This window comes from Oceanicaulis sp. UBA2681 (assembly GCF_002354675.1).
Lineage (GTDB): Bacteria > Pseudomonadota > Alphaproteobacteria > Caulobacterales > Maricaulaceae > Oceanicaulis > Oceanicaulis alexandrii.
Genome location: NZ_DEMB01000001.1, coordinates 1866 through 28370 on the forward strand (window position 1 = coordinate 1866; position 26505 = coordinate 28370).

A 26505-nucleotide genomic window follows, 5' to 3' on the forward strand; every position below is an offset into this window, starting at 1 on the left:
GGCGTGGCGGTTCTGGAACAGGAGCTGCGTCGCGCTCAGGAGCACGGCTTCACCCAGGCCGAGCTCGACGAACAGTTGGCCAATGTGCGCACCAGCCTGCGCAACGCTGTCGATCAGGCGGATACGCGTGAAAGCGGCGATCTGGCCGATGGCCTGTGGTCGAGCTGGATTGAAGGACAGGTGTTCTCGTCGCCCCAGGATGCGCTGGCGCGTTTTGAAGCGCAGGAAGACCGCATCACGGTTGAAGCTGTAGAAGATGCCATGCGAGCGGTCTGGGACGCCTCGCCGCCCATGGTGATGGTCGCCGTCAATCAGGACCTGGCCGACGGCGAAGCGGCCGTGCGCGAAGCCTGGCTCGCCTCGTCCGCTGAACCTGTGGCGCCGGTGGAAGACGCAGGCTCGGCCGAGTTCGCCTATACCGAGTTCGGTTCTGCCGGCGAGGTGGTCAGCACGGGCCGGGTCGAAGATCTGGGCGTCGACCAGATCGTCTTTGACAATGGCGTGCGCCTGAATGTCAAAACCACTGATTTTGAAGACAATGTCATCCGAGTGCGTGTGGATTTCGGCGCGGGCGATCTGACCCCGCAACCGAGTCCCGCGGCGGGCACCATTCTGGGCGCCGTGTTTGGCGGCGGGGGGCTGGAAGCCCATGACCGTGACGAGCTGCAACGGCTACTGGCCGGGCGTTCCGTGGGATATGGCCTGAATGTGGGGACTGACACCTTCTCGTTCAGCAACGCCACGACACCGACCGATTTTGAGCTGCAAATGCAGGTCCTGGCGGCGTTCATGACGGCGCCGGGCTGGCGTGAGGACGGGCTCAACCAGTTCCGCGCCATCGCCGAGGAGATCCGCCGCGGCCAGAACGCGCAAGCCGTTCAGGTAGCGGTAAACCGGGTCGGTCGCGTGCTGCGCAGCGGCGATCCGCGCTGGGGCTTCCCGACCGCAGAGGAAGTCAGCGCTTTCACCATGGAGCATGCCCGCACCATGCTGGAGCCGGCGTTGAACAGTGCGCCGATCGAGATCACCATCACCGGCGACGTGACCACCGAACGCGCCATTGAGGTGGTGGCGACGACCTTCGGCGCCCTGGCGGAGCGTGACGCCAGCTGGCCGGAGTATGAGGAGAATGCGCAGGTCCGCTTCCCTGAAGCGACGCAAGACCCTGAAATCGTGACCTTCAATGGTCAGGACTATCAGGGCATGGCGAACGTGTATTACCCGACGACGGACGGGATTGAGCCGCGCCAGCGCCGGGCCTATGACCTGCTGCGCGCCGTCTATAATCTCAAGGCGATCGACCGGTTCCGGGAGCAGGAAGGCGCGACCTATTCCGCCATTGTCTCTAGCCAGCAATCGCGGGTCTCGGAAGGCTATGGCTTCTTTTGGGTCGGTCTGGATGTGAACGTGTCCGAGATTGATCGCATGTACGCCATCGCCGATGAGATTTCCCTCGCTATGGCGGGCGGCGACATCTCCGAGGACGAACTCCAGCGCGCCCGACAGCCGATCCTGGAAAGCCTGGAAGAAAACCTTGAACGCAATCCGTTCTGGGTGAACGCCCTGGCGCGTTCCCAGAGCCGCCCTGAAACGCTCGATCATATCCGCTCGGTGCAAGATGATTATCGCGCGGTGACGGTGGCTGAGCTGGTGGCGTTGGCGGCGGATTCGCTCAAGCCCTCAGAGGCCTATCGGGTCACGATTCTGCCGCAAGGGATGTCTGAAGACGCCGGAGACTGATGCCGCATCCGGGCCGCCTGTCGGGGCTTGGGTTCACTAGGGGGTGATATCAGCGCAGACTGAACATCCTGCACAGGTTTGATGGGGAGAGAGTGATGAGACAGCTAATCGCGAGCGCCTGTATCTTGGCGTTGTGCACGGTCGGGCTGAGCGCGGCTCAGCAGGACGGGCGTGTGACCCAGGGCAATCTGGTGATGGAGAACATCCCCGATATTCCCGCATCGGTGCAGGAGCGTCTCCAGCAATACGCCAATACGCGCTCGGCCGGGTTTTCCGATTTCGCGCCCGATGGCGGCGTCTACATCACCACCCGGTTCGGCGAGACCAGCCAGATCCACCATGTGGCGAATCCGATGGGCATGCGCCGGCAGGTCACCTTCTTCTCCGAGCGAACCGGCGGGGCCAATGTTCGCCCGGGCGGCGGCCAGTTCGTCTTCACCAAGGATATTGGCGGTGACGAGTTCTTCCAGGGCTATCTGTTCGACCCCGAAACCGCGCAATACTCCCGCTTTACCGAAGCTGAAACGCGCAATGGCGGACTGAACTGGTCAGATGACGGCGCCCGGATCGCCTGGTACCGGCAAGTGGACGGCGATCCGGACTCTGACATTCTGGTCGCGGATCCGTCCGATCCCGCATCCCTGCGCGTGGCGCTGGAGGGCGAAGGCCTGATGATCCCGGTGGACTGGTCCGCGGACGGCCGTCAGCTGCTGATCCTGCGCTATTATTCGATCACTCATGCGGATCTCTATGTGCTGGACGTGGAGTCCGGTGCGTTGACCGAGGTCAATCCGGACGCCGACGTGGCGTATGGCGGCGCGGTTTTCACCCCGGACGGCGAGAGCCTGTATGTGATCACTGATGAAGGCGGCGAATTCCGCCGGGTTGTGGAGATCAATCTGGCCGACAACGCCATGCGTCAGGTCACGCCCGATCATGGTTGGGATGTCAGCGGCATGGACCTGTCTTCGGACGGCGAGACGCTTGCCTATGTCCTCAATAGCGGCGGCAATTCCGAGCTGCACATCATCAACCCGGTCAGCGGTGAAACGTTGCCGACTCCGGATCTGCCGCTGGGCTTGATCGGCGGCGTGCAGTTTGACGCGGAAGACGCGCGTCTCGGCTTTTCCCATGTCAGCGCGCAATCGCCCGGCGACGCCTGGACCTACACGCTGGAGACTGGCGAACTGACGCGCTGGACCCAGTCTGAAGTGGGCGGGCTGGACACGGATTCCTTCGTCACGCCCGAGTTGATCGAGTTCACGAGCTTTGACGGCCTGCAAATCCCGGCATTCTATTATGCGGCGCCCGGCGAGGGGCCGAGTCCGGTGATCATCGATATTCATGGCGGCCCGGAGAGCCAGGAACGGCCGGGTTTCAGCTCGACGATCCAGTACTGGGTCAATGAGCTGGGCGTCTCTGTCATCGCGCCCAATGTTCGCGGCTCATCAGGGTATGGCAATGCGTATGTGGCGCTCGACAACGGCATGAATCGCGAAGATTCCGTGCGCGATATCGGCGCGTTGCTGGACTGGATCGCTGAACAGCCTGAGCTCGATGAAGACCGCGTTGTGGTCTATGGCGGGTCGTATGGCGGCTATATGGTTCTGGCCAGCATGGTGCATTATTCCGACCGGCTTGCGGGCGGCGTGGATATTGTCGGCATCTCCAATTTCGTGACCTTCCTGGAAAACACCAACGGGTATCGGCGCGATCTGCGCCGGGCTGAATATGGTGATGAACGCGATCCGGACATGTACGCCTTCTTGCAGGAAATCAGCCCCGCCAATCAGGCGGATCGCATCACAGCGCCGCTTTTCATCATCCAGGGCGCCAATGACCCGCGCGTGCCGGCGTCTGAAGCCGAGCAGATCCTGAGCGCGGTGCGCGAGGCCGGCGGAGACCCGTGGTATTTGCTGGCGATGGATGAAGGCCATGGCTTCCGCAAGAAATCCAATCGGGATTTCCAGCGGGCGGCGGAAACCCTGTTTTTCACCGATGTGCTCGGGCTCGAGTGACGGCGCACACACCCCCTCGACGCGCGGCGCGGGCCTGATAAGCTCGCGCCGTTTCGCGTTCAGGCTCAGGCCTGACACTCCGCGCCCGTCGGTGCGTGAGGACTTAGGGGAGTTCACCATGAACCGTATTGCGCTTTTGACCACCGCCGCGCTTGTCAGCCTGGGCCTCGCCGCCTGTGGCGCGCCGTCCGCCGAAGAACCCGCCGCTGATGCGGGTGGTGAAGAGGCGCTGAGCGAGAGCGAAGCCCAGGTCAACGACATCCTTGAAGCCATGGCGGGCTCGGCCGCGATGTCTGAAGAAGAGACCATCGTCGCCGAAGCGCGTCAGTGCCGCGTCGAAGGTGACGATCCTGAATTCAACGTGCCCGAACAGGGCGAAGATCAGGCGCTGGCTGATTACAATGCTGAAGTGGGCGCCGCCTTCCTGGAGCAGAACGCCGTCAATCCGTGCGTGTTCACCCTGCCGTCGGGTCTTCAGTTTCGCATCAATCGCGCCCGGGACGGCGTTTCGCCCGATCCGCGCGGCGAAATGGTGGAAGTCGATTACGAAGGCACGCTGATCGACGGCACGGTGTTTGACAGCTCCTATGCACGCGGCCAGTCCGCCACCTTCCCCTCCAACCGTCTGATCGCAGGCTGGGTGGAAGCGCTGCCGCTGATGCATGTGGGCGAGGAGTGGACCCTCTTTATCCCCTCCAACCTCGCGTATGGCCCCACCGGCACGCCCGGCGGTCCGATCGGCCCGAACGCCACGCTGATCTTCCGCATGGAGCTGATCAGCCTGCCCAACCGCCCGATCGACGAGCAGTAAAGCCGATGCGCACCGCGACCGACTGGCTGGCCGAGCTGGTGTCCTTTGACACCACGTCTCGCAATTCCAACCTGGCTCTGATTGACCGGGTGGAAGCGTATCTGGCTGGTCTGGGCGCGGTGTGCCATCGCATCGCCAGTCCGGACGGCAAGAAAGCCAATCTTCATGCGGTCCTGGGGCCGGATGTGGATGGCGGCGTCGTTCTGTCCGGCCATACCGATGTGGTGCCGGTGGATGGTCAGGACTGGAGTTCTGATCCGTTCACGCTGACCGAACGCGACGGCAAGCTCTATGCGCGCGGCTCGTGCGACATGAAGGGATTTATCGCTTGCGCCCTGGCTCAGGCGCCGAGCTTTGCGAAGGCCGGTCTCAAACGGCCCGTGCATTTCGCGTTCTCCTATGACGAGGAGATCGGCTGCCTGGGGGCGCCGGACATGATCGCCCAGATGGCGGGCCATACGCCCCGACCGTCTTGCGTGATCGTGGGCGAGCCCACCGAGATGGCGGTCGTGACGGGCCATAAGGGCCTGTTCTCGGTTCGGGTTGAGGTGTTCGGCAAGGAGGCGCATTCGTCGCTGGTCGAGGATGGCGCCTGCGCCGCGACCAACGCCGTGCGCCTGATGAACTGGATCGTCGAGGAGGCCGATGCTCTCAAGGCCAAGACCCCGGCGGACAGCCCGTTCAACCCGCCTTATGGGACGATGACCATCGGTCAGATGGGCGGCGGCACGGCGATCAATATTCTGGCGCGTCACGCCTGGTTTGAATCCCTGATGCGCCCGGCGCCCTGGGATGACGGGCCGGGGCTGGGACGACGTCTGGCGGAACGGGCGCAGGCGCTGGAAGCGGAGATGCACAAGACCGCGCCGGACGCGAAGATCACTATCGAGATACTGTCGGACGTGCCGCCGCTGCGCCCTGAAGAGATGGGGGAGGCGGAAACCCTCGCCCGCGCCCTGACAGGCGATAACAGCCCGCGCGTGGTTGCCTACGGCACCGAGGGCGGCCAGTTTCAGGAAGCGGGCTTCTCCACCGTGATTTGCGGACCAGGCTCGATCGAGCAAGCCCACCAGGCCGATGAGTTCGTCGCCATCAGCGAACTTGAGGCCTGCATGGCCTTCCTGAGAAAGCTGGAACAGCGCCTCTCCGCTTAGACGCGATTAGCCGCCCGTGCGGGTGATCACACCGTCTTCGCTGATATGGATGCCGCACTCGGTCTTGTCCTGACCCGCCCAGCGTCCGGCGCGTGGATCTTCAGCTGGGTCTGAGACTTGCGTGGTGCAAGGCAGGCAGCCGATTGAGGGATAGCCGTCCGCCACCATGGGGTGGGGCGGCAGGTCATGGGCTTCGAAATACGCGTTGATCTGGTCGCGTGACCAGTCAAAAAGCGGGTTGAGCTTGAGCTTGCCGTCCTGAATCTCGACCCGCGGCAGGGCGGCCCGGTCTCCGCCATGATGGCGTTTACGTCCTGAAATCCAGACTTTATAGGGCCGCAGCGCGCTGATCAGCGGCAAGGTCTTGCGGATATGGCAGCACAGATCAGGATTGGTCTTGTGCAGCGTGCCGTCAGGATCATCGGCCTTGAGGTGGTCTTGATTGGGCGACAGGGTCCGCACATCGCTCAGGCCTAGCCGCTCAGAGAGAGCGTTGCGATAGGCGAGCGTCTCGTCAAACAGCTGGCCGGTATCCATGAACAGAACCGGCGTATCGGGTTTGGCCTGGGCGACCAGGTGCAGGATCACCGCGCTTTCCGCCCCGAAAGACGACACCACACAGGATTCGCCGGGATAAATGCCAGCCAGCACCCGGCGCACCGCGCCCGCGGCGTCGAGCCCGTCCAGCGCCGCGTCGAGCGCCTGTGCGCCCGCTTCCAGCGCCAGCCTGTATTCTGATTTCAACGCCGACATGGGCCACCTGTGATCGCCCTTGGCAGGGTGAGCGGTCAGAGCGTCCGCTTCAAGGGGCGGGGTGCGCGAAGGAGAGAAAAAAGGCCGGAGACAATGCTCCGGCCTTGGGTCGTCTGGCTCGGATCAGAGCGCTCAGCCTTTCTCAGACTGGGCGGCTTCGCGATCCTTGTTCCAGTAAGAGACGGATTTGACTTTGGAGCGGTCACAGCGACCGGAATATTTCTTCGCGATCTCGGTGACTTCCTCCATCAGGCCTTCGGCCAGGGTGATCGGCTTCAGACCCATGGACAGGAAGGTGTCGTTTTCCACGTGAAGTTCGTTCTCGTCAGCTTCATTGCGCGGATTGGGCAGGTAGGCGACCTCGGTCTTCGTCATATTGGCGATCATCTCAGCCAGTTCTCGAACCCGGTGGGTCTCGGTCATCTGGTTCATGATGCGCGTGCGCTCGCCATGTTCGGGCGGGTTCTCGACCGCCAGCTGGATGCAGCGCACCGTGTCCTGAATGTGGATGAAGGCGCGGGTCTGGCCACCGGTGCCGTGCACGGTCATCGGGAAATCGATGGCGGCCTGCATCAGGAAGCGGTTCAGCACGGTGCCGTAATCGCCGTCATAATCGAAACGGTTGATCAGGCGCTCGTCTTTTTTGGTTTCTTCAGTCTGGGTGCCCCAGACAATGCCCTGGTGCAGGTCGGTGATCTTCACCTTGTCGTTCTTGTTATAGAAGTGGAAGAACAACTGATCCTGGGTCTTGGTCATGTGGTAGATCGAGCCCGGATTGGCCGGATACAGGATCTCCTGATCCTTCAGGCCTTCTCGGGTCTCCACTTTGACCTTCAGATAGCCTTCGGGGATTTTCATGCCCGCCGTGCCGTAGCCGTAAACGCCCATGGTGCCCAGGTGAACAAGGTGGATGTCCAGCCCGGTGTCCACGATGGCGGCCAGCACGTCATTGGTGGCGTTCAGGTTGTTGTCGACGGTGTAGCGCTTGTGGCGCGCGGACTTCATCGAATAGGGCGCAGCGCGCTGTTCGGCGAAGTGAATGATGCTGTCAGGTTTTTCTTCAAGGATCAGGTCGACCAGTTCCTGATAGTCCTTGCCGATGGTGAGATCCTTGAAGCGAATCTCTTTGCCGGACACGTCCTTCCAGGCCGCCAGACGTTCGCCCATGGGGCGGATCGGCGTCAGAGAGTCGACTTCCAGCTCGATATCGATTTTCCGGCGAGACAGATTGTCCACGATTACAACGTCATGGCCACGCGCAGACAGATGCAGCGCAGACGGCCAGCCGCAGAAACCATCACCGCCGAGCACGAGTACTTTCATCTCAATCCCCAAAAAAAGACTGTCCTGACCCTGTCAGAATTTTGACGAGGTTTCTTGCAGTTCATGGGCTCGGATGCAAGGGCGGGACGCGGTCCCGGCGCCTCGCGTATGGACGGACAGTCGGGAACCGTCTAAACCGCGCGCGATATGTCTCAAGGCCGCAAGCGCTTGGCTGCGCGCGGCTCAAACTGGTTAAAGGAGCGGATCATGGCGCTGCGTGTGGCGATCAACGGGTTTGGCCGGATCGGCCGTCTGGCTCTGCGTGCCCTCATGGAGCACGAGCGGACGGACGAGTTCGAGGTTGTGGCGATCAATAATTCCGGCACCGCTGAAGCCATCGCCCATCTGTTCGCGTTTGACAGCGTGCATGGCCGCTATCGCGGCGATCTGACCACCGGCGAAGACTGGATGGATCTGGGCTTCGGCAAGATCACCAAGGTCAATGAGCGTGATCCGTCCAAGCTTCCCTGGGCCGAGATGGGCATTGATCTCGTGCTGGAATGCACCGGCGCCTTCAATGACAAGGCCAAGGCGATGGCTCATATCGAGGCCGGCGCCAAACGCGTTCTGTGCTCGGCCCCGGCCAAGAACGCCGACAAGACGATTGTCTATGGCGTGAACCATGACCAGCTGACCGCCGACGACATCGTGGTCTCCAACGCCTCGTGCACCACCAACGGCCTGGCGCCGGTGGCCAAGGTGCTCAATGACGCGGTCGGCATCGAGCGCGGCCATATGACCACCATCCACGCCTATACCGGCGACCAGCCGACGCTCGACCGGAACCACAAGGATCTGCACCGTGCGCGCGCCGCGGCGATGTCGATGATCCCCACCTCCACCGGCGCCGCCAAGGCGGTCGGCCTGGTGCTTCCCGAGCTGGCGGGCAAGCTCGACGGCTCGGCTGTTCGCGTGCCGACCCCGAACGTGTCGCTGATCGACCTGGTGTTCACGCCGGGCAAGCCGACCTCGGTCGAAGAGCTATCGACGGCGATCAAGGCGGCGGCGGACGGTCCGATGAAGGGCGTTCTGGGTTATGACACGGCGCCGCTCGTCTCCATCGACTATAACCATGACAGCCGCTCGTCGGTGGTGGCGCTCGACAAGATCAATGTGATCGACGAACGCCTGGTCCGCGTCATGACCTGGTATGACAATGAGTGGGGCTTTGCATGCCGCATGCTCGACACCGCCAAGGCCATGGGCCGCTTTCTCTAAGCTGACGGACCCTGAAGGGACGCTCCTATGATCCGCCGCATCGAAGACGCCGACATCGCCGGTAAACGTGTTCTGGTCCGTGTGGACTTCAACGTGCCCATGCAAGGCGGGAGCGTCAGCGACGACACCCGCCTGCGCGCGGCGCTGCCGACCATCGCCTTCCTGCGCGAGGCGGGCGCGAAAGTGATCCTGATGGCGCATTTCGGCCGCCCCAAGGGAAAGCGCGACCCTCAGATGAGCCTGGCGCCCGTGGCCACGCCGCTGTCCGATCTGATCGGCCATCCGGTGAAGTTCGTCTCTGATTGCGTGGGCGAAGATCCGAAAGGCGCGATCTCCTTCATGAAGGCGGGCGACGTGCTCTTGCTGGAGAACACGCGCTTTCATGAGGGCGAAGAGAGCAACGACCCGGAATTCTCCGCCCAGCTGGCGGAACTGGCGGACGTGTATGTGAACGACGCCTTCTCCGCCGCGCACAGGGCGCATGCGTCCACCGAAGGCGTGGCCCGGCTGTTGCCGGCCTATGCCGGTCTGGCGCTTCAGCGTGAAATCGATCATGTGACTGCGGCGCTCGACAATCCCAACCGCCCGGTGCTGGCGGTGGTGGGCGGGGCCAAGGTCTCCACCAAGATCGCGCTTTTGAAAAACCTCGTCAAAAAGGTGGACCGCCTGTTTGTGGGCGGCGCCATGGCGAACACCTTCCTGGCCGCGCGCGGTCATGATGTGGGCGCAAGCTTGTATGAGGTCGATCTGATTGACACCGCCAAGGCCATCGACGAAGCCGCCGGCCAGGCGCAGTGCGCCTTGCTGCTGCCCACCGACGTGGTGGTGGCCAAGGAGTTCAAACCCCATGCCGACCGCCGGGTCGTTCCGGTGGAGGAGGTCGCGGCGACCGAGATGATCCTTGATTGCGGACCGGAGACGGTCGATCAGCTCGCCGACGCCATCGCCGCTTCGCGCACTCTGGTGTGGAACGGGCCGCTGGGCGCGTTTGAAACGCCGCCCTTTGACACCGCCACCGTGGAAGCGGCCCGCTACGCCGCCTCGCGCTGCAAGGATCATGGGCTGACGGCCGTGGCGGGCGGAGGCGACACGGTCGCCGCGCTCAACCAGGCGGGGGTCTCAGATGACTTCACCTTTGTCTCGACGGCAGGGGGCGCCTTTCTGGAATGGCTTGAGGGCAAGGCTCTGCCGGGCGTGGAAGCGCTTCGGGACTAAGGCTTGACCCTTCGCCCGCTCGGGGCGAAACACACTCAATCCGGCGAGCTTCGCCACACTTTCTTCTAAGGGGGACGACGGTCATGGACATCGATCAGCTCAACGAAATCGCGATCCGCATGACGGCGCCGGGGAAGGGCCTTCTGGCCGCCGACGAATCCACGCGCACCATCGGCAAGCGCTTTGACGGCATCGGTCTTGAAAACACTGAAGACAATCGCCGTGACTGGCGCGAGATGCTGTTCCGCACCACCCCCGCCATGACCGACCATGTCTCAGGCGTCATCCTGTTTGACGAAACCCTGCGCCAGAAAGCCGCCGACGGCACGCCGCTGGTGAAGCTGATCGAAGATGCGGGCGCAGTGCCTGGCATCAAGGTCGACGCGGGCGCCAAGGCGCTGGCCGGCGCCGAAGGCGAGACCATCACCGAAGGCCTTGATGGTCTGCGCGAGCGTCTGGCCGAGTATCATGATCTGGGCGCGCGCTTCGCCAAATGGCGCGCCGTCATCGACATCAATGGCGAGGACATCCCTTCTCAATACGCCGTGGATGTGAACGTGCACGCGCTGGCCCGTTACGCCGCCCTGTGCCAGGAGGCCAATATTGTCCCGATCGTCGAGCCTGAGGTTCTGATGGACGGTGATCATTCCATCGAGCGCTGTTATGAAGTGACCGAATTCACGCTCAAGCGCCTCTATGCCGAGCTGTTTGATCAGGGCGTGATCCTGGAAGGCACGGTTCTGAAGCCGAACATGGTCATCGCCGGCAAGAAATGCGCGGATCAGGCCAGCCGCGAGGAAGTGGCAGAGATGACGGCGCAATGCCTTCTGAACACGGTTCCGGCGGCGGTTCCGGGCATCGCCTTCCTGTCGGGCGGCCAGTCCGATCTGGACGCCACCGCGCACCTCAACCTGCTCAATGAGGGCTTTGACATGCCCTGGCCGCTGACCTTCTCCTATGGTCGCGCGCTGCAGGCCGCCCCGCTGAAAGCGTGGAACGGATCTGATGTCGCCGCCGGTCAGAAAGCCTTCAACCACCGCGCCCGCATGAACGGCCTGGCCGCGCTGGGCGAGTGGAATGAGGGTCTGGAAAGCGAAGGCTAAGCGCTTCGCCAGACGTGACGTCTTACGCCCCGGTCCTTGCGGCCGGGGCGTTTTCGTTTCACGCTCGCCCCATGACAGCAAACCCGTTTGAACAGGGCGGCGAGCGCTACGCTCAAGGCCGCCCGATCTATCCGTCCAAACTCGCTTTCACGCTTGAAGGTCTTGTGAGCAAGCACAAGCTTGCGGTGGATGTGGGCTGCGGCACGGGACAGTTATCCGTGCTGCTGGCGGAGTATTTTGATGAGGTCCGCGCCTTTGATCCCAGCGACAGCCAGCTCGCCCATGCGCGCGCCCATCCCAAGGTCAGTTACGCCAAATCCCCCGCCGAAGCCCTGCCGGTCGCCAGCGGCAGCGCCAATCTGATCACGGCGGCGCAGGCGGCGCACTGGTTTGACCGTCCGCGGTTTTACGCTGAGGTGCGCCGCATCGCGGCGCCGGGCGCAGTGCTGGCGCTGATCACCTATAACAACGCCGAGGCTGACACGCCCGCCATGAAGCCCATAGGCCAGCTTTATCAAGCGCTTGATCCGTGGTGGCGGCCCGAGCGCGAAGATGTCGAAACCGCCTATGCACGGTTTGACTTCCCCTTTGACGAGATCACGGTGAAGGGCGGCGCCATCGTGCATGACTGGACGTTTGATGAGATGGCCGCCTATCTCGAAAGCTGGTCGGCGCTGCGCGGCGCGCGGGCTGCGGGCGAGGACGCCCTGGTGGACGGCTATCTCGACAAGGCGCGCGAGGCCTGGGGCGAGGGTGAGGTCCGGGTGCGCTGGCCAATCACCGTGCGCGCCGGTTTCGTCCACACGCCGCCAAAGCGCTAATCCGCCCCCTGTCCCGGCGCCGCGATACTGAGACCCGTTTTATCAAAGGGGTGTCAGATGACCGGAGACGATCTTGTCCATATCGCCAGCGCACATATCGGTGAAGCCTATCGCTTGGGCGCTGTGGCGGCGCTTGAAGATCCCGACTATGCCGGGCCGTGGGATTGCGCCGATTTCGTCAGCTGGTGCGTGTATCAGGCCTATGAGATCAAGGCGGGGCTCACACCAGCGGGCCACCCCTATTCAGGCGCCTGGATTGCGTACGCCGAAAACCCCGCGCACGCTCTGACCGTCGAAGCCGCGTTTGAGATGCCGGGCGCCGTGCTGGTGCGTCGCCCCCATCATTATGGCGCCGGCCATGTGGCGATCAGCGACGGGGCGGGCGGCACGATCGAGGCGCGCGGCGAGCGCTATGGCGTGGTGCGGGCCAAGGGGCGGGGGCGGGTCTGGGATCTGGGCTGCACGATTGCGGGCGTCAGCTATCAAGGCCGACCCTGAGCGCGACCGATACAGATTGTTCCTTTTCAGCCTGCGCCGGGTTAGGAGAAGGGCATGGCCGAGATTTATCTTCTGACCCCGCCCAAAATCGACGATGACTTTGCAGACGTGCTGGCGCGCACGCTGGACGCCGGACGCGTCTCCGCCCTGCAGCTGCGCCTCAAAGAGCATTCTGACGCGGAGATCGAGGCGTTGGCGCCGAAACTGATCGAGATCGCGCATCAGCGCGGGGTGTCCGTGATCCTCAACGATGATGCGGCGCTGGCGGCGAAGCTGGGCTGCGACGGCGTGCATATCGGCCAGGAGGACGGTTCGATCCGTGACGCCCGCGCCGTCCTGGGACCCAAAGCCATTGTGGGCGTCACCTGCCATGACAGCCGCCATCTGGCTATGACGGCTGGGGAGCAGGGCGCCGATTACGTCGCTTTTGGCGCTTTTTTCGACACCGCCACGAAATCGCCCAAGACGCGCGCTGATCTGGACATACTGGTCTGGTGGACCGAGTTGTTCGAACTGCCCTGCGTTGCGATCGGGGGAGTAAATGCGGAGAACGCCTCCGAACTGATCGCCGCCGGGGCTGATTATATAGCAGTATGCGGCGGGGTCTGGTCGCATCCCGATGGACCGGAGGCCGCATGCGCGGGCTTGTCTCAACTCTTGGATTGATCCTGTGCCTGGGCGGCTCCGCCTGGGCTTTTCAGGACGCGCCGACCGTGCCGACTGCTGATGATGTGCAGGGGGCGCCAGCGGCGGAAACGGCCTTGCCGCCTTTGCCTGAAGGGCTCGCGGAAGACTTCTCGCGCGACGCCAGCGGCGATGCGGTGGAAGGCCGGTCGCTGACCAATTCCGCCATGGCGAGCGCGTCTGCGGCCTATCTGGTCGGCGATTATCAAGGCGCGTTGATCCACGCCCAGCGCGCGGCGGCGGGCGGTGAAGCGCGCGGCGCGACCCTGGCGGGGCATATTCTGCTGCATGGCCTGTCCGCTGAGGCGAGCGATGAAGACGCGGTGCGCTGGTTCCGCCGGGCGGCGGATCTGGGCGAGCCGGATGCGCTGATCATCCTGTCGCGACTGGCGGAAGAAGAACGCGGCGGGCTTCAGGTCTGGGAAGCGCGTGAATACCTCGCTCAGGCCGCGGAGGCCGGCGACGCGCGCGGGGCCCATGAATATGGCCTGTATCTGATGGAGCGCGGTGATCCCGGCGCCGCCGAAGAGGCGTTGAACTGGTTGCAGCTGGCCGCCCAAAGCGGACGGGCCGAAGCCTATGGTGATTACGCCTATGCGCTGGCCGACTGGGATCACGGTCCGCATGATCTGAGCGCGGCGCGCACCTGGTATGAACGCGCGGGCGAGGCGGGCGATCCCAGTGCGGCGCTGATAGCGGGCCTTATGATGATGCAGGGCGAGGGCGGCGAGCCTGATGAAGCCGGCGGGGCGCGGATGATCCGCATGGCCGCCGAATACGGTCTGCCCGCCGCCATGGGCCAGCACGCACTCTTGTTGTTTCAGGGCGTGGCGGATCAGCCGCCCAACCCCTCGGACGCCGTGGACTGGGCGCGTCAGGGCGCGGACGCCAATGATCCCGACAGCCAGTTCCTGCTCGCCTATGCGCTGGCGAGCGGCAATGGCGCGCCGCAAAATCTCGAACGCGCCTATTACTGGGTGCTGCGCGCGGCGGCGCCGCGGGGCGGCCGCACCCCGGAAGACTTTGACCGCGACCGGCTGGAAGCGTCGCTGGAAAACGCCTTGCCAGAACCCGTTCAACAGCGTGTTCGGGTCGAGGCGGCGGTGCAATCAAGCCCGTTTTAACTGTGTCCGGCGGGCTGGGCTGAGCCCTGCCTCAGACGTGCAGCTTGCCCGTACAGGGCGGCCCTGTTAAACGAGCGCGGCTGAATTCATGGGCGGCGCTGAAGGTTTGTGCGGCGCGCCTGTTCCAGAAACGGACCTTCCGATGAAAATCAACGGCAATGAAATCAAGCCTGGCAACGTGATCAAGCACCAGGACACCCTGTGGGTGGCGGTGAAAGCGGATCACGTGAAACCGGGCAAGGGCGGCGCGTTCGCCCAGGTCGAACTGAAAAACCTGCTCGACGGTCGCAAGCTCAATGAACGCTTCCGCTCTGCGGACAAGGTTGAGAAGGTGCGCCTTGAGCAAAAAGACCACCAGTTCCTCTACCCTGAGGGTGAAATGCTGGTGTTCATGGACACTGAAAACTACGAGCAGACCAGCCTGCCCATCGATTTTGTCGGCGAAGAGCGCGCGGCGTATCTGACCGACGGCATGATGGTCGTTCTGGAAATCTACGAAGAGAAGCCCATCGGCATCGAGCTGCCCAAGCATGTGGAGCTCGAGGTGATCGAGACCGAGCCGGTGGTCAAGGGCCAGACGGCGGCGAACTCGTTCAAGCCCGCCATGCTAGCCGGGAATGTCCGCACCGCCGTGCCGCCTTTCGTGGGTGTGGGCGAGCGTATTGTCGTGGCCACGGAAGACGGCTCCTATGTCCGTCGGGCGGAGTAAGTCTTGGCTCAAATTTCTGCATTGATGCAAGTCATGACCGACGCGGTCCGCAAAGCGGGCCGCCGTCTGGCGCGTGACTTTGGCGAAGTCGAACACCTTCAGGTGTCCAAGAAAGGCCCGGCGGATTTCGTCACCCAGGCCGACATGAAATCTGAAGAGATCCTCTTTGACATCCTGTCCAAGGCGCGGCCCGGCTATGGCTTCGTCATGGAAGAGCGCGGCGTTGTCGAAGGCACCGACAAATCCCATCGCTGGATCATTGATCCGCTGGACGGCACGCTGAACTTCATGCACGCCCAGCCCCATTTCGCCATTTCCGTGGCGTTGGAGCGTGAAGGCGAGCTGATGGCGGGCGTGGTCTATAACCCCGCCACCGACGAGCTGTTTCACGCCGAGAAGGGCCGTGGCGCGTTCATGAACGACCGTCGCCTGCGGGTGGCCGAACGCCGTGATCTGCATGATTGCGTGATCGCCACCGGCATGCCGTTCTTCGGCAAGAAGGGGCATGCCCAGTTCCTGAAGGAATTGCACCAGATCATGCCGATGACCGCGGGCGTGCGCCGTTATGGCGCCGCGTCGCTCGACCTCGCCTGGACGGCGGCGGGCCGGTTTGACGGTTTCTGGGAACGCAACCTGAAACCCTGGGACATCGCTGCAGGTCTCGTGCTGGTGCGTGAAGCGGGCGGCTATGCCGGCGCGATCGATCCCGGCACGGACGTGCTGGAAACCGGCCATATCGCGGCCGGCAACGAGATGGTGATCAAGGAATTGCGCGAAATGCTCGCAAAGGTCGCCAGCTAGCTCTGCGGTTTTTGAACGTTCTGCGCGGCGCGACGGCTTTCCGGCCAGGCGCCGCGAGGCGCGTCCAGCCAGCCTTTCACAGCCCGGACCGGCGCAGACGCCGGAACGCCATAGGCCCAAAGCTCGGAATGCACGCTTAGAAAGCCCGGCGTGACGATGGCTTTCAGCGGCATGGGCGGTTGAGCGGTTTTTATTTGAGAATCCAGCGTCAGCGGCCAGAAGCGGCAGCCGGAGGTCTGGACCAGCCTGTCGCCGTCTACGGACAGGCGCGCCTGCGCCCACCCCCACAGCGTATAGCCGCACTCCAGCACGATGTCGTGCCGGTTGATCCGGTAAGTCCAGCGTTTCAGTCTGAGCGACATGGCGGATCCGGTGCTGCGCTGCAACATCTGCTCTGCTATGGTTAATCCCGGTTAAGGGTTGCGGCAAGTTGAAACTGGCGAGTGCGCGCTTTGCAAGCGAGGGCGCCGCGGGTCTTCACCCGGCCCCATCCCTGCCTCATTCCCGCCAAGACCCTTGCGTTTGATAGCGGCGTAGGCCAAGCCTGCAGGGAAGCTGACGCGTCAGATGAGGGAGCCGCATCGCATGGCTGATCCGAAAGAACCGCGCCGCAAGGCCCGTTTCACCGGACCGGGAAACTACATTCTCTGGATGGTGGTGTTTCTCGCTGTAGTGCTGGCGCTGGCGGCCGCGCTGCACCAACCCCTGATCCTGGCGTTCGAGGCCAATCCGGCCATCAACGGCCTGATCCTGGGTGTCCTCTTCATCGGCATTCTGTACACCTTCCAACAAGCGCTCGCCATCGGGCCGAGCGCGCGCTGGCTGGTGCGCCTGAACGAGGCCGACCACCCTGATCAACTGCCCAGCCCGCCCGCCCTGATCGCGCCCATGGCGGCGCTGATCACCGATGCGGCGGACGGCCGGTCGCGCCTGTCGGCGGCGTCAGCGCGCGTGGTGCTGGATTCCGTTGCGGCGCGGATGGCGGAAAGCGGCGCCTTCACGCGCTATTTCGGACGCCTTCTGATCTTTCTGGGGCTTCTGGGCACGTTCTACGGCCTGCTTCTTGTGGTGTCGGATGTGGGCGACGCGGTGCGCGCCGTATCAGCGACCTCCTCCGGCGCCGGGGAGACCGACGCCATGGCGCTGATGAGCGCCATTGAGGAACCGATCGCCGGCATGGGCACGGCCTTCGCCTCGTCGCTGTTCGGTCTGGCGGGCTCCCTGATCATCGGCTTTCTCGAATTGCAGGCGAGCCGGGCGCAGAACCGCTTTTACAACGAGGTCGAGGAATGGCTCTCCACGATCTCGCGCCTGTCCAACGCCGGCCCGCAGGGCGCCAGCGCGGACGAGGCGGGCGGTTCCGGCGCGTATGTGGGGGCCTTGCTGGAGCAGAGCGCGGATGCGCTGGACCGGCTGACCCACACGCTGGAGCGCCATACCCGTCAGCTTGAAACCATCATGACCCGCTTTGCGGACGACGCAGCGGAAAGCCAGCGTGAGAGCGCGCGTCTTCTGCGCGACGAGATCAAGGTTCTGGTGCGGGCGCTGGAGGCGCAGGCGCGCCTGAACCGGGAACGCGGCCAGGACCGGAACGAGTAAACCATGTCCCTGCCTCGGCACCTTCAGTCCAGCCAGAGCGATTCCGGCGATTACTGGCCGGGCTTCGTTGATGCGCTCGCGACCTTGCTGCTGGTCATCGTCTTTCTGCTGGCGGTGTTCACAGCCGGGCAGTTCGCCCTGTCCCAGGCGCTGACAGGCCGCGACGAGCAGCTGGCCGATCTCAACAGCCGTCTCGCCACGCTCGCCGAAGAGCTCAACCTCGCACAGAGCGAAAACGAGCAATTGAGCCTGCGCGTGAGCGTGCTCAATCAGGAAAACGGCGCCTTGCAGGAAACCAACGCCGGTCTCAGCTCTCAAATTGCGGGCTTGCAGGACGGTCTCGCTGCGGCGCGCGCGAGTCTGGCGGAAGAAGAAGCCCTCAATGAGGAAGCGCAGGCGACGGTCGCGCTATTGAACAATCAGATGGCGGCCTTGCGCGAAGAGCTGGCGCGGCTCAATGAGACGCTGAACGCCTCTGAGGCGCGTGAGGCGGAGCTGGAAGCCGAAGTGGTCAATCTGGGGCGAAGGCTCAATGCGGCGCTCGCCAGCGAAGTGGCGCGGCTGGCGCGCTATCGCTCGGAATTCTTCGGACGGTTGATCGAGGTGTTGGGCGACCGCTCCGGCGTTCGCGTGGTGGGCGACCGGTTCGTGTTCGAGACCGATGTTCTGTTCGCCTCCGGTTCAGCCGAGCTGAGTGAGGAAGGCCGCCGCTCGCTGGCGCCCATAGCGGGCGCGATCATCCAGCTCACCGGCGAAATCCCTGATGATCTTGATTGGGTGCTGCGTGTGGACGGGCATACCGACCGGGTGCCGCTGGGCCCCAATGCGCCGTTCGAGTCCAACTGGGAGCTGTCCACGGCGCGCTCTTTGTCGGTGATTTCCTTTTTTGAAAGCCAGGGCGTACCACCGCGCCGTCTGCTGGCCGCAGGTTTCGGGCAGCATTACCCCCTTGCGGAAGGCCGCACCCAGGAGGCCTATGCCCGTAATCGCCGGATCGAGCTGAAACTGACCTCCCGTTAGGGGTTTGTGAACCATAAATGCAGCTCACCGGCGATTAAGTTTTCGGTAAGTCCTTGTATTTGCGCTATCTGACTCAGAGCGCTTGAAACAGTCGATTTCGGGGTGTATACACCGCGCCTCAATTCATGCAGATTTCCACTTGTGGGCGGCTCTAACGGCCGCCTTCAAGCGTAAAGAGGGCCGGAGCGGCACGATGAAACAGGACACTCACCCCGACTATCACTTCATCGAAGTGGTGCTGCCGAACGGATCGCGCTTTAAGACTCGTTCTACCTATGGTAAAGAAGGCGCAGTGCTGCAACTGGACATTGATCCGTCCACGCACCCGGCCTGGACTGGTGGCAACCAGACCCTGCTGGACCGTGCGGGTCGCGTGTCCAAGTTCAAAGACAAGTTCAAAGGCTTCGGCGTCTAAGGCCCTATCCCCCCTCGATCGGGCAGAGCTTGGCTCCGTTGAAGTCTTTCGAGGAACGCCCGCAGTCTCCCCTCGGCTGCGGGCGTTTTTCTCGCCTGCTCGATACGCCTATGGGGGTGTGTTGAACACAAAAACGGCCGCTCCTCGGAGCGGCCGTTTTTGCGTTTAAAGCTGTTTGGCGCTCAGGCTTCCGAGAACGCGGCGCTCAGTTGCGACAGCTGGCTCGCGACCGGATTGTCCGCCGGCTTCACTTCGGCTTCAAACAGGGAATCGTCAAGCCGCATCAGGCGTTCGTGCAGCTCGCGCGCGCGCAGGGCCAGATCGCCCAGGCGCGGCGGGCAGGGGTCATCCCCGGCGGGCCAGCTGGGCGGGCTGAACTTGTTCGGCGACAGGCGATACCGCTCTTCAGCGGCTTCATCGGCGTGCATGTCGCCTTCCGCCACGGCGCGCTGGGTCAACAGCCAGGAGGCGCACTGCATCAGCTGGGTGGTCAGGCCCATGGATTCCGAGGCGTAAGCGAGCGCGCCCGACCGGCCCAGACGCTTGGCGTCATCGCGGCCCGGCCCGTCCAGATAGCTGGCGGTTTCCTCAACCAGATCCATGCCGTCGCGAAACAGGCGGCGGAACATTTCAGACTCCGCGAAATCGGAAACGCGGGCGGCGGTGCTGGCGATGTGAGGCGTGACCGGGGTCATGTGGATATCCGTGCTGTCTCGTTACGCATCAGTTCAAGAATGTATAAGAACTCTTAAGCAAGGCTGAGGCCAAGCGCCCGTTACTGGGAGCCAGGCGTGGTGAAAAAGGCTTCTGCAGCCGACAACCCGGCCTTCTTGTCCTTGATCGCCGTTTCAGTCCGGGCCATTTCTTGGCGTAAGGCTTCAAGCCTGTCCGTCAGTTGTTCGACCCCCAGCTCGCTCAGGTCTTCGCCCGGAGTGATCGCCTCGGCGCCGGAGGTCAGCGGTTCATCTTGAAACATCTGCATCGCTCTCCTCTCTAGGGATAAGGCGACAGATACTAGTGCATTAACCCATCGGAGTCCCGTTCATGGTTGAGATTTCATCGCGCATCGTCGTCGCTCCCGAACCTGGCGGACCTGAAAAGCTGGTTGTGAAAACCGTCCAGCTGGCGCCGCCGGCGCCGGGCGAGGTGCTGATCGACGTGGCCGCCGCCGGGGTCAACCGGCCGGACGTGTTTGAGCGGATGGGCTTTTACCCCGCCCCTGAGGGCGCGCCTGAGGGGTTGGGACTTGAAGTGTCCGGCACAGTGCGGGCGTTGGGCGAGGGCGTGACGGATTTCGCGATTGGCGACTCGGTCGTGGCGCTGGTGTCAGGCGGCGGTTATGCGGATGTCGCGCGCGCCAAGGCGGGCAGCGTGCTGCCCGCGCCTGAAGGCGTAGCGCTTGAAGATGCGGCCGGGCTGCCCGAAACCGTTTTCACCGTCTGGACCAATGTGTTTGACGCCGGGGCGCTGAAACCCGGTGAGCGGTTTCTGGTGCATGGCGGCGCCAGCGGCATCGGCACGACAGCCATCCAGATGGCCAAAGCGCATGGCGCATCTGTCATCGCGACGGCGGGCGGCCCCGACCGGGCGCAGCTTTGCCGCGATCTCGGCGCAGATCGCGCCTTTGATTACCACGCCGAGGACTGGTCCGCGGCGATCAGCGCGGAGGGCGGCGCCGACGTGATCCTGGACATGGTCGGCGGCGATTATGTGCAGAAGAACCTCAACTGCCTGAACCGTCTGGGGCGCATCGTGATGATCGCTTTCCTCAAGGGCAGCCGGGTGGAGGTGGATCTGATGGGCCTGATGCTCAAACGCCAGACCCTGACCGGCTCGACCTTGCGCGCCCGGCCCGATGCGGAGAAAGCCGCAATCGCCCAGTCGGTTCAGACCCATGTCTGGCCCTGGATAGAGGCGGGGAAGGTGCGCCCACAGGTGGATTCCACATTTGCGCTTGATGAGGTCTCCAAAGCTCATGCGCGCATGGATGCAGGCGGCCATGCCGGCAAGATCCTGCTTGTCCCCTAGCGCCTGACGACGGCGTGTCAGGGGTGTTTCCAGCGCGCCACAAGCGCGCTATAAGGAGGGACACACTTTCCCTCTTCAATCGTGACTGGCGTGATGAGGGGCGGTCGACGGCGACAACCCGGCGGTCCGCGCCGGGTTTTCTTTTGTTTCGTGTACGAGGACTGACATGGCCGAGATTCTCATGCCAAAGGCGACGGCGGTTTGGCTGGTGGACAACACCGCGCTGAGCTTTGAACAGATCGCTGACTTCACCGGCCTGCACCATCTGGAGATCAAGGGCATCGCAGATGGCGACGTGGCTGCTGGCGTGCGTGGGGCGGACCCGGTCGCCTCCGGCCAGCTGGACCGTGAAGAGCTGACCAAGGCGGAAGGCGACCCCTCCTACCGCATGAGCGCCTCCAAGCCGAAATACGCCGAGTTCCAGGAACGCAAGAAAGGCCCGCGCTACACGCCGTTGTCGCGCCGCCAGAATCGTCCGGACGCCATCGCCTGGCTGGTTCGCAATCACCCTGAACTCACGGATCCGCAGATCTCCAAGCTGGTCGGCACCACGAAGACCACGATCGAGGCGGTGCGTGAGCGCACGCACTGGAATTCGCCGAACATCAAGCCGACCGACCCGGTGACGCTGGGTCTGTGCACCCAGATCGATCTGGATGCGCAGGTCTCCAAGGCGTCCGCCCGTCGCAAGCAGATGGAAGAAGATGGTCAGGTGATCATCGAGGAAGACACCCTCAAGCCGGCTGACGATCAGGACGGCGAATCCTCTAACTCGCCGACCACGCTGGATGAGTTGTTCGGCAAGCCCAAGGGCGATAGCGACTAAGCCTTCAAAAGCTTGCGCATGAAAAAAGCCCGGCTCTCAGAGCCGGGCTTGTTGCTGTGCGACTTGCGCGTGCTCAGTCTTCGTAATCTTCAGGCCGCATGGTGTAGTTGAGCGCCAGTCGACCGCCGTCGGCGTAAATGCATTCGCCGGTGACATAGCTGGCGTCCTTGCTGGCGAGGAACCAGGCGACGCCGGCGATCTCGTCAGGATCGCCCAGACGGTTGAGCGGCGTCCGCGACAGGATGCGCTTCATCGCTTCGCGATCATCGGCCACGGCCTTGAGAATGTCGGTATTGATCGAGCCTGGCCCGATGGCGTTCACCCGCACGCCCCAGGGCGCCAGGGCCAGGGCCATGGATTTGGTCATCTGGTTGAGCGCGCCCTTGCTCATCGAATAGGCGAGCTGGTCAGGCAGGGAGACCACGGCGTTGACCGAACTCATATTGATGATGGCGTAGCGCTTGCGACAATCCTCGGCGCGTGTCTGCTCTTCCTCGATCTGCTCGACCATCTGCTTGGAGGCGGCCTTGGCGACCAGAAAGGCGCCGCGCATATTGACGTTCATCACGGCGTCAAAATCATCCGCCGACAGATCCATCACGTCGCCCTTGGCGAGGGTTGCGGCGTTGTTGATCAGAACATCCACCCGATCGAATGCAGACCGGGTCTCGGCCATCAGGTTGGCCACTGCAAGCTTGTCAGATACGTCGCAGCTGACAAAGAGCGCGCGCTCCTTGCCGGCGTTGAGGGTTTCAACCAGGGCTTCCCCGGCCTCGTCATCAATGTCAGCGACCACGACCCGCAGGCCTTCTTCGACAAAGCGCCGGGCGCAGGCCGCGCCGATGCCTTTGGCGCCGCCGGTGATGATGGCCACACGATCAGAGACCGCCATGGGTAAACTCCATTTTCAATCAGTCGGCGGCGATCAAACAGATGCGCGAGAGCCCTGTAAACACCTCAGTCAGCCTTTGTGTTGAAGGCGTTAGGGCGTGGCGCCGAAGACGCGCTCATAATCTTGGGTTATTTCAGGATCATCAGGGGCCTGCTCATGGGCGCGCGTATACAGGGCGTGCGCCTCTTCAACCTCGCCCACTTGTTCCAGCGCGGCGGCGAGCGAATGGGTGATCGAGCCTTCCTCCGGCGCGGCCTCTGACGCGGCGCGGCAAATCGTCAGGCCGTCAGCGGCCCGCTCGGCCCGCACCAGCGCCCAGCACAGTGCGTTCAGCGCGCCCGGATCGTCAGGCTGCAGGCTCACCGCTTCACGCGCGTCTTCGATCGCCAGCGTGCTCATTCCCAGCTCGACGAAAGCGGCGGAGCGCCCGATCCAGGCGGACGCGTAGGCGGGTTCAGCCCGCACGGCGGCGTCAAAGGCGGCGACGGCTTCGGCGGCGCGGTCCAGATCAAGATAGGCCGAGCCCGCTAGCACGGCGGTGAAGCCGTCTTCAGGGATCCGCGCCAGGGCGATTTCGAGATCAGGCAGGGCGTCTTCGGGGCGGTCCAGCTGCAGATAGGCGGCGGCGCGATTGCGGCGGATCAGCGGATTGTCCACATCGCCGTCATTGGCCTCCACCAGCGCAAAAATCTGATTATAGGCGATCAGCGCCTCTTCAGAGCGCCCGGAGGCCAGATAGGCTGCGCCCAGACGGGTTCGCAGCTCGGCTTCTTGCGGCCAGTCATAAAATTGCTCGGCCAGACAGGCCTGAAAGGCTGGGATCGCGGCCTCCGCTTCATTGTCGGAGAGTGCGGCATATCCCTCAGGGCAGAGTTGCTGGCGCGCGCTCTGTGCGTGCGCGGGTTGGGCGATCAGCCCCAACATCACAGTAATCGTCAGAAGGCGGATGAGATGAAGCACGACCGAACTCGACTGTCAGCGGATAAAAAAGAAAAGGGCGGACGCGAGGTCCGCCCTTCCGGTCAGGCTAGCAGGAAGCCCGGTTATTGTCGTCGCCTGAGGGCTTCAATCTCTTCTTTAAGTTTAAGCTTCTGTTTTTTAAGGGCGGCGACCGCGAGGGTGTCGCTGGAGGGACTTTTCATCTGCTCGACAATCTGATGATCCAGTTTGTCGTGGCGGGCGTCCAGTTCACGAATACGCGCGTCAGTGGCCATATATGCCTCCCTTGCTCTAGGACTCACATTGAACCATCTGATAGCGCCAGATGACAATTCAAAATCGGTTGCGACATTTTATCGGAGTTAATCAGCAGTGACGGATATGACCCCAGATCGGCTTGTGGTCGGGATTTCCGGCGCGTCTGGCGTGGTTTACGCCATGCGTGCGCTTGAGGCGTTGAAAACCTTAGGTGTGGAAAGTCATGTGGTGGCCTCCAAGGCGGCCGAGATGACCCTGTCCTACGAGATGGGTGAAAAGCCCAGCGTGCTGCGTGAGCGCGCCGACATGCTCTACAAACAGGCCGATGTAGGCGCGCCGATTGCGTCAGGCTCGTTCAAGACGCGCGGCATGCTGATTGCGCCGTGCTCGGTGCGCACGATGAGCGAGATCGCCACGGGCGTGACCTCCTCGCTTCTGACCCGCGCGGCGGATGTGGTGCTCAAGGAGCGTCGCCTTCTGGTGCTGATGGTGCGTGAAACCCCGTTTCATCTGGGGCATTTGCGCACCATGACCCAGCTTGCGGAAATGGGGGCTGTGATCATGCCGCCCTTGCCGGCGTTCTATGCGCATCCCGAAAGCGTGGATGACATCGTCAATCAAACCGTCGGACGCGCGCTTGACCTGTTCGGGCTGGATTGGGACGGCACAAAGCGCTGGGGCGAGGATCTCGAGCAGGGGCGCCGCCCGCAAGCGCGGACGCGGGCGCCGTCCGAATGAGCGCGTTCTGGACTTTCTCCGTCAAACTCTATGGCAAGGACGGTGTCAAAACCGCCTGTCTGGCGCTGCAGGCGGCGGGCATGGACGTGAATGTGGGGTTGTGGATCGTCTGGACGGTGATGAACGGGCGTGATCCGGGCCCGGCGCTCGGGCAGGCGGTGGAGCTGTCCGCGCTGTGGAGCGCGCGCGTTGTCAAGCCGCTGCGCATGGCGCGCGACCATCTCAAACACCCGTTCGCAGACGTTGATCCCGACGCCGCGACCGCCTTGCGCCAGAAGGTTCTGGCGGTCGAGCTGGAGGCGGAAAAGTTGGAACAACATGGTCTTGAATCATTGGCTCAGGCGTGTCCAGAAAATCGCGAGGACGACCGGCGCGCCCTGGTCCTTCGCCGTCTGCATGAGTACGCCGCCCGCTGCGGCGCTCCGGGCGACAGTGCGACCGCATTTGTGGAAAACATTTTCGAGACGAGCAAAAATGTGTAATATGGGCGTCCTCGAATTGAAGTGAGCGCAAGCGAGACGCTTTTTGCGCCCGAGGTCTTTTCGATAATCTACTCAGCCGGATATGACCGGCCTGTGTCTGATTGAAAGGGTCGATCTGGACAATGGATGGCGAGTTCGACGAAACCGCGCTCAAGCGCCAGCTAGAAGAGTTACAGCTTGAGCACCGGACACTTGACGAAGAAGTCTCGGCTCTGGCGGAATGCGGCGTCACTGACCAGCTCAAACTGGTCCGCCTCAAGCGCCGGAAGCTCTACCTGAAAGACGAGATTTATCGTCTGGAAGACATCCTGAACCCCGACATCATCGCCTAAAGCGCTTTGCGGGCGCGCGCCCTAGCTGGCGGCGCGATCCTTGGCGGCCTGCTTGTGCGCGTACATGGCCGCATCCGCCGCCGCGATGGCGTCTTCCACCGCTATGCCGGATGAGAGCGGATGCACGCCCCAGGCGGCGCCCAGATCCAGCGTGTGTCCATTATGGGTGATGGCGCTGTCCGAAATCGCTTTTGAGAGATCGCGCGCCTTGTCTTTGGCGGCGCTTTCGGGCGTCAGGGTCAGGACGATGCCAAACTCATCTCCGCCCAAACGGCCGACGGTGTCGGTTTCCCGCACATGATCTGTGATCAGATTGGCGACCTGCTCCAGCGCAGCGTCGCCGGCGGCGTGTCCATGCTTGTCGTTGATCTGCTTGAAGCCGTTGAGATCGAGATAAATCAGGCTGGACGGCGCGTTATGCCGCTCCGCCAGCGACAAGGCCTTTGAGACCTCTCGCAAAAAAGCGCGGCGATTCAGAACGGGCAGCAAGGCGTCCCGGTCCGCCAGACTTTCCAGCTCGCGCATGCGTCCGCGCAGGGCCTCGGTCTCGCGACGCAACTGGTCGACCTCGCCCATCAAGGACAACAGGGCGCGCTGGACATTGGGCGTCAGCTCAGCTTCGGGGACGCCCAGGATGGACGCACTATCGGTCGGCGCGCTCGCTCCGCGAGGCGCAGCCTCGCTGCGCCGTGTCTCCTCGCGGCGACCCACAGGGCCGGCGCCAGCGAGCGGACCGCCGGATCGTATTCGCATGTCGCGGGCTCCATAACACGGGTCTTTCATCCTAAGCCTCGGCGCGTGTGGTAAAAAAACCGTTCATTCCTGATTTTGCGGGCAGTGTTTCAACTGTTTAGGGGTGCGGCTTTGCGCGCTTCAACCCAAGGTCATTGCGCTGCGTCGCGACACAGGTCGATAGGCCGACAGGTTGGCAATCACTTCAGAGCTTCTTGAAGTATTGCGCCGGATCATTTATTTCAGAATTTCCTGAAGTATTGGGGCGATTT

30 protein-coding genes are annotated in these 26505 nt (G+C 63.1%); 21 read left to right on the forward strand and 9 right to left on the reverse strand.

The annotated features are described in order from the left end of the window. The 4 genes from B3M53_RS00015 to argE form a co-directional block, all read left to right on the forward strand. Positions 1-1740: insulinase family protein (locus B3M53_RS00015; RefSeq protein WP_286799422.1), on the forward strand; the 1740-nt coding region annotated here is incomplete at its 5' end. 95 nt (positions 1741-1835) lie between these two features. Next, positions 1836-3758, forward strand: a complete 1923-nt coding sequence (locus B3M53_RS00020; RefSeq protein ID WP_273019695.1) for a S9 family peptidase — start codon at positions 1836-1838, stop codon at positions 3756-3758. Between the two features lie 118 nt (positions 3759-3876). Further along, positions 3877-4569: an FKBP-type peptidyl-prolyl cis-trans isomerase gene (locus tag B3M53_RS00025; RefSeq protein ID WP_022700545.1), complete on the forward strand. Its 693-nt coding sequence runs from the start codon at positions 3877-3879 to the stop codon at positions 4567-4569. A 5-nt stretch (positions 4570-4574) separates the two neighbouring features. Continuing rightward, complete coding sequence (gene argE, locus B3M53_RS00030) at positions 4575-5723, forward strand: acetylornithine deacetylase (protein WP_273019696.1); 1149 nt, start codon at positions 4575-4577, stop codon at positions 5721-5723. A 6-nt stretch (positions 5724-5729) separates the two neighbouring features. Here argE and B3M53_RS00035 read toward each other — a convergent pair whose 3' ends face one another. Then, positions 5730-6476 (reverse strand): phosphoadenylyl-sulfate reductase, encoded by a 747-nt coding sequence (locus B3M53_RS00035; RefSeq protein WP_022700543.1) that lies wholly within the window; start codon positions 6474-6476, stop codon positions 5730-5732. 132 nt (positions 6477-6608) lie between these two features. After that, entirely contained in the window at positions 6609-7799 is a 1191-nt protein-coding gene (locus B3M53_RS00040) for an NAD-dependent epimerase/dehydratase family protein (protein WP_273019697.1), read from the reverse strand. Positions 7800-8006: 207 nt separating this feature from the next. Between B3M53_RS00040 and gap the strand changes: the two genes are divergently transcribed. From gap to B3M53_RS00085, 9 genes are all read left to right on the forward strand, one after another. Next, complete coding sequence (gene gap, locus B3M53_RS00045) at positions 8007-9017, forward strand: type I glyceraldehyde-3-phosphate dehydrogenase (protein ID WP_028284566.1); 1011 nt, start codon at positions 8007-8009, stop codon at positions 9015-9017. Positions 9018-9044: 27 nt separating this feature from the next. Beyond that, the gene (locus tag B3M53_RS00050) at positions 9045-10232 is read left to right on the forward strand and encodes a phosphoglycerate kinase (RefSeq protein ID WP_273019698.1); all 1188 of its coding nucleotides are present in this window, start codon (positions 9045-9047) and stop codon (positions 10230-10232) included. Between the two features lie 83 nt (positions 10233-10315). Then, the gene (locus tag B3M53_RS00055) at positions 10316-11335 is read left to right on the forward strand and encodes a class I fructose-bisphosphate aldolase (RefSeq protein ID WP_273019699.1); all 1020 of its coding nucleotides are present in this window, start codon (positions 10316-10318) and stop codon (positions 11333-11335) included. Positions 11336-11406: 71 nt separating this feature from the next. Beyond that, positions 11407-12156 carry a class I SAM-dependent methyltransferase gene (locus B3M53_RS00060; RefSeq protein WP_273019700.1) on the forward strand — a complete coding sequence of 250 codons (750 nt, stop codon included), beginning with the start codon at positions 11407-11409 and terminating at the stop codon, positions 12154-12156. A gap of 57 nt (positions 12157-12213) precedes the next feature. Then, positions 12214-12654, forward strand: a complete 441-nt coding sequence (locus B3M53_RS00065) for a CHAP domain-containing protein (protein WP_273019701.1) — start codon at positions 12214-12216, stop codon at positions 12652-12654. A gap of 54 nt (positions 12655-12708) precedes the next feature. Continuing rightward, positions 12709-13320 carry a thiamine phosphate synthase gene (thiE, locus tag B3M53_RS00070; protein ID WP_273019702.1) on the forward strand — a complete coding sequence of 204 codons (612 nt, stop codon included), beginning with the start codon at positions 12709-12711 and terminating at the stop codon, positions 13318-13320. After that, a complete protein-coding gene (locus B3M53_RS00075; protein WP_273019703.1) occupies positions 13290-14462 on the forward strand; it encodes a tetratricopeptide repeat protein in 1173 nt (390 codons plus the stop codon). The genes thiE and B3M53_RS00075 overlap by 31 nt, the downstream gene beginning before the upstream one ends. Positions 14463-14604: 142 nt before the next feature. Then, positions 14605-15171, forward strand: coding sequence for an elongation factor P (gene efp, locus B3M53_RS00080; RefSeq protein WP_273019704.1), 567 nt, complete (start codon positions 14605-14607; stop codon positions 15169-15171). A 24-nt stretch (positions 15172-15195) separates the two neighbouring features. Then, positions 15196-15972, forward strand: coding sequence for an inositol monophosphatase family protein (locus B3M53_RS00085; RefSeq protein WP_349678814.1), 777 nt, complete (start codon positions 15196-15198; stop codon positions 15970-15972). Here B3M53_RS00085 and B3M53_RS00090 read toward each other — a convergent pair. After that, a complete protein-coding gene (locus B3M53_RS00090) occupies positions 15969-16361 on the reverse strand; it encodes a hypothetical protein (RefSeq protein WP_273019706.1) in 393 nt (130 codons plus the stop codon). The genes B3M53_RS00085 and B3M53_RS00090 overlap by 4 nt on opposite strands. A 196-nt stretch (positions 16362-16557) precedes the next feature. Between B3M53_RS00090 and B3M53_RS00095 the strand changes: the two genes are divergently transcribed. The 3 genes from B3M53_RS00095 to rpmE all read left to right on the forward strand — a co-directional run bounded on the left by B3M53_RS00095 (position 16558) and on the right by rpmE (position 19006). Beyond that, entirely contained in the window at positions 16558-17571 is a 1014-nt protein-coding gene (locus B3M53_RS00095) for a hypothetical protein (RefSeq protein ID WP_273019707.1), read from the forward strand. Positions 17572-17574: 3 nt separating this feature from the next. Next, on the forward strand, positions 17575-18591 hold the full coding sequence (locus B3M53_RS00100; RefSeq protein ID WP_273019709.1) for a peptidoglycan -binding protein: 1017 nt from the start codon (positions 17575-17577) through the stop codon (positions 18589-18591). 193 nt (positions 18592-18784) lie between these two features. Further along, positions 18785-19006, forward strand: coding sequence for a 50S ribosomal protein L31 (gene rpmE / locus B3M53_RS00105; RefSeq protein ID WP_009802014.1), 222 nt, complete (start codon positions 18785-18787; stop codon positions 19004-19006). Between the two features lie 182 nt (positions 19007-19188). On the opposite strand, the gene B3M53_RS00110 is transcribed toward rpmE, so the two are convergent. Then, the gene (locus tag B3M53_RS00110) at positions 19189-19701 is read right to left on the reverse strand and encodes a DUF1465 family protein (protein WP_022700529.1); all 513 of its coding nucleotides are present in this window, start codon (positions 19699-19701) and stop codon (positions 19189-19191) included. Positions 19702-19781: 80 nt separating this feature from the next. Further along, complete coding sequence (locus B3M53_RS00115; RefSeq protein ID WP_156861380.1) at positions 19782-19982, reverse strand: DUF1192 domain-containing protein; 201 nt, start codon at positions 19980-19982, stop codon at positions 19782-19784. Between the two features lie 68 nt (positions 19983-20050). Between B3M53_RS00115 and B3M53_RS00120 the strand changes: the two genes are divergently transcribed. Both B3M53_RS00120 and B3M53_RS00125 read left to right on the forward strand, forming a co-directional pair. Beyond that, positions 20051-21034 (forward strand): NAD(P)H-quinone oxidoreductase, encoded by a 984-nt coding sequence (locus B3M53_RS00120; RefSeq protein ID WP_273019714.1) that lies wholly within the window; start codon positions 20051-20053, stop codon positions 21032-21034. Positions 21035-21200: 166 nt separating this feature from the next. Beyond that, positions 21201-21860, forward strand: a complete 660-nt coding sequence (locus tag B3M53_RS00125) for a DUF1013 domain-containing protein (protein WP_022700526.1) — start codon at positions 21201-21203, stop codon at positions 21858-21860. A 73-nt stretch (positions 21861-21933) separates the two neighbouring features. On the opposite strand, the gene B3M53_RS00130 is transcribed toward B3M53_RS00125, so the two are convergent. The 3 genes from B3M53_RS00130 to B3M53_RS00140 form a co-directional block, all read right to left on the reverse strand. Then, positions 21934-22752, reverse strand: a complete 819-nt coding sequence (locus B3M53_RS00130) for an SDR family NAD(P)-dependent oxidoreductase (protein ID WP_273019717.1) — start codon at positions 22750-22752, stop codon at positions 21934-21936. 90 nt (positions 22753-22842) lie between these two features. Then, a complete protein-coding gene (locus B3M53_RS00135) occupies positions 22843-23712 on the reverse strand; it encodes a tetratricopeptide repeat protein (RefSeq protein WP_273019719.1) in 870 nt (289 codons plus the stop codon). An 83-nt stretch (positions 23713-23795) separates the two neighbouring features. Further along, positions 23796-23966 (reverse strand): DUF465 domain-containing protein, encoded by a 171-nt coding sequence (locus B3M53_RS00140; RefSeq protein WP_160092672.1) that lies wholly within the window; start codon positions 23964-23966, stop codon positions 23796-23798. Between the two features lie 106 nt (positions 23967-24072). Between B3M53_RS00140 and B3M53_RS00145 the strand changes: the two genes are divergently transcribed. From B3M53_RS00145 to B3M53_RS00155, 3 genes are all read left to right on the forward strand, one after another. Continuing rightward, entirely contained in the window at positions 24073-24687 is a 615-nt protein-coding gene (locus B3M53_RS00145; RefSeq protein ID WP_273019721.1) for a UbiX family flavin prenyltransferase, read from the forward strand. Further along, the gene (locus B3M53_RS00150; protein ID WP_273019722.1) at positions 24684-25169 is read left to right on the forward strand and encodes a TIGR02444 family protein; all 486 of its coding nucleotides are present in this window, start codon (positions 24684-24686) and stop codon (positions 25167-25169) included. Before B3M53_RS00145 ends, B3M53_RS00150 begins: the two co-directional genes overlap by 4 nt. A 122-nt stretch (positions 25170-25291) precedes the next feature. Continuing rightward, positions 25292-25501: a YdcH family protein gene (locus tag B3M53_RS00155; protein WP_022700520.1), complete on the forward strand. Its 210-nt coding sequence runs from the start codon at positions 25292-25294 to the stop codon at positions 25499-25501. Between the two features lie 21 nt (positions 25502-25522). On the opposite strand, the gene B3M53_RS00160 is transcribed toward B3M53_RS00155, so the two are convergent. Then, a complete protein-coding gene (locus tag B3M53_RS00160; protein ID WP_273019725.1) occupies positions 25523-26254 on the reverse strand; it encodes a GGDEF domain-containing protein in 732 nt (243 codons plus the stop codon). Positions 26255-26505: the final 251 nt, after the last annotated feature.

Bases quoted from the DNA above. Each gene is read 5' to 3' on its own strand.
- B3M53_RS00090 (WP_273019706.1), bottom strand. From the start codon at position 16,361: ATGTTGCAGCGCAGCACCGGATCCGCCATGTCGCTCAGACTGAAACGC.
- B3M53_RS00065 (WP_273019701.1), top strand. From the start codon at position 12,214: ATGACCGGAGACGATCTTGTCCATATCGCCAGCGCACATATCGGTGAA.
- B3M53_RS00130 (WP_273019717.1), bottom strand. From the start codon at position 22,752: ATGGCGGTCTCTGATCGTGTGGCCATCATCACCGGCGGCGCCAAAGGC.
- B3M53_RS00115 (WP_156861380.1), bottom strand. From the start codon at position 19,982: ATGTTTCAAGATGAACCGCTGACCTCCGGCGCCGAGGCGATCACTCCG.
- B3M53_RS00085 (WP_349678814.1), top strand. From the start codon at position 15,196: ATGCAAGTCATGACCGACGCGGTCCGCAAAGCGGGCCGCCGTCTGGCG.
- B3M53_RS00075 (WP_273019703.1), top strand. From the start codon at position 13,290: ATGCGCGGGCTTGTCTCAACTCTTGGATTGATCCTGTGCCTGGGCGGC.
- B3M53_RS00120 (WP_273019714.1), top strand. From the start codon at position 20,051: ATGGTTGAGATTTCATCGCGCATCGTCGTCGCTCCCGAACCTGGCGGA.
- B3M53_RS00150 (WP_273019722.1), top strand. From the start codon at position 24,684: ATGAGCGCGTTCTGGACTTTCTCCGTCAAACTCTATGGCAAGGACGGT.
- B3M53_RS00020 (WP_273019695.1), top strand. From the start codon at position 1,836: ATGAGACAGCTAATCGCGAGCGCCTGTATCTTGGCGTTGTGCACGGTC.
- B3M53_RS00140 (WP_160092672.1), bottom strand. From the start codon at position 23,966: ATGGCCACTGACGCGCGTATTCGTGAACTGGACGCCCGCCACGACAAA.
- B3M53_RS00055 (WP_273019699.1), top strand. From the start codon at position 10,316: ATGGACATCGATCAGCTCAACGAAATCGCGATCCGCATGACGGCGCCG.
- argE (WP_273019696.1), top strand. From the start codon at position 4,575: ATGCGCACCGCGACCGACTGGCTGGCCGAGCTGGTGTCCTTTGACACC.
- B3M53_RS00125 (WP_022700526.1), top strand. From the start codon at position 21,201: ATGGCCGAGATTCTCATGCCAAAGGCGACGGCGGTTTGGCTGGTGGAC.
- B3M53_RS00145 (WP_273019721.1), top strand. From the start codon at position 24,073: ATGACCCCAGATCGGCTTGTGGTCGGGATTTCCGGCGCGTCTGGCGTG.
- B3M53_RS00050 (WP_273019698.1), top strand. From the start codon at position 9,045: ATGATCCGCCGCATCGAAGACGCCGACATCGCCGGTAAACGTGTTCTG.
- B3M53_RS00110 (WP_022700529.1), bottom strand. From the start codon at position 19,701: ATGACCCCGGTCACGCCTCACATCGCCAGCACCGCCGCCCGCGTTTCC.
- B3M53_RS00155 (WP_022700520.1), top strand. From the start codon at position 25,292: ATGGATGGCGAGTTCGACGAAACCGCGCTCAAGCGCCAGCTAGAAGAG.
- B3M53_RS00160 (WP_273019725.1), bottom strand. From the start codon at position 26,254: ATGCGAATACGATCCGGCGGTCCGCTCGCTGGCGCCGGCCCTGTGGGT.
- B3M53_RS00040 (WP_273019697.1), bottom strand. From the start codon at position 7,799: ATGAAAGTACTCGTGCTCGGCGGTGATGGTTTCTGCGGCTGGCCGTCT.
- B3M53_RS00025 (WP_022700545.1), top strand. From the start codon at position 3,877: ATGAACCGTATTGCGCTTTTGACCACCGCCGCGCTTGTCAGCCTGGGC.
- B3M53_RS00035 (WP_022700543.1), bottom strand. From the start codon at position 6,476: ATGTCGGCGTTGAAATCAGAATACAGGCTGGCGCTGGAAGCGGGCGCA.
- rpmE (WP_009802014.1), top strand. From the start codon at position 18,785: ATGAAACAGGACACTCACCCCGACTATCACTTCATCGAAGTGGTGCTG.
- B3M53_RS00100 (WP_273019709.1), top strand. From the start codon at position 17,575: ATGTCCCTGCCTCGGCACCTTCAGTCCAGCCAGAGCGATTCCGGCGAT.
- efp (WP_273019704.1), top strand. From the start codon at position 14,605: ATGAAAATCAACGGCAATGAAATCAAGCCTGGCAACGTGATCAAGCAC.
- B3M53_RS00060 (WP_273019700.1), top strand. From the start codon at position 11,407: ATGACAGCAAACCCGTTTGAACAGGGCGGCGAGCGCTACGCTCAAGGC.
- thiE (WP_273019702.1), top strand. From the start codon at position 12,709: ATGGCCGAGATTTATCTTCTGACCCCGCCCAAAATCGACGATGACTTT.
- B3M53_RS00095 (WP_273019707.1), top strand. From the start codon at position 16,558: ATGGCTGATCCGAAAGAACCGCGCCGCAAGGCCCGTTTCACCGGACCG.
- gap (WP_028284566.1), top strand. From the start codon at position 8,007: ATGGCGCTGCGTGTGGCGATCAACGGGTTTGGCCGGATCGGCCGTCTG.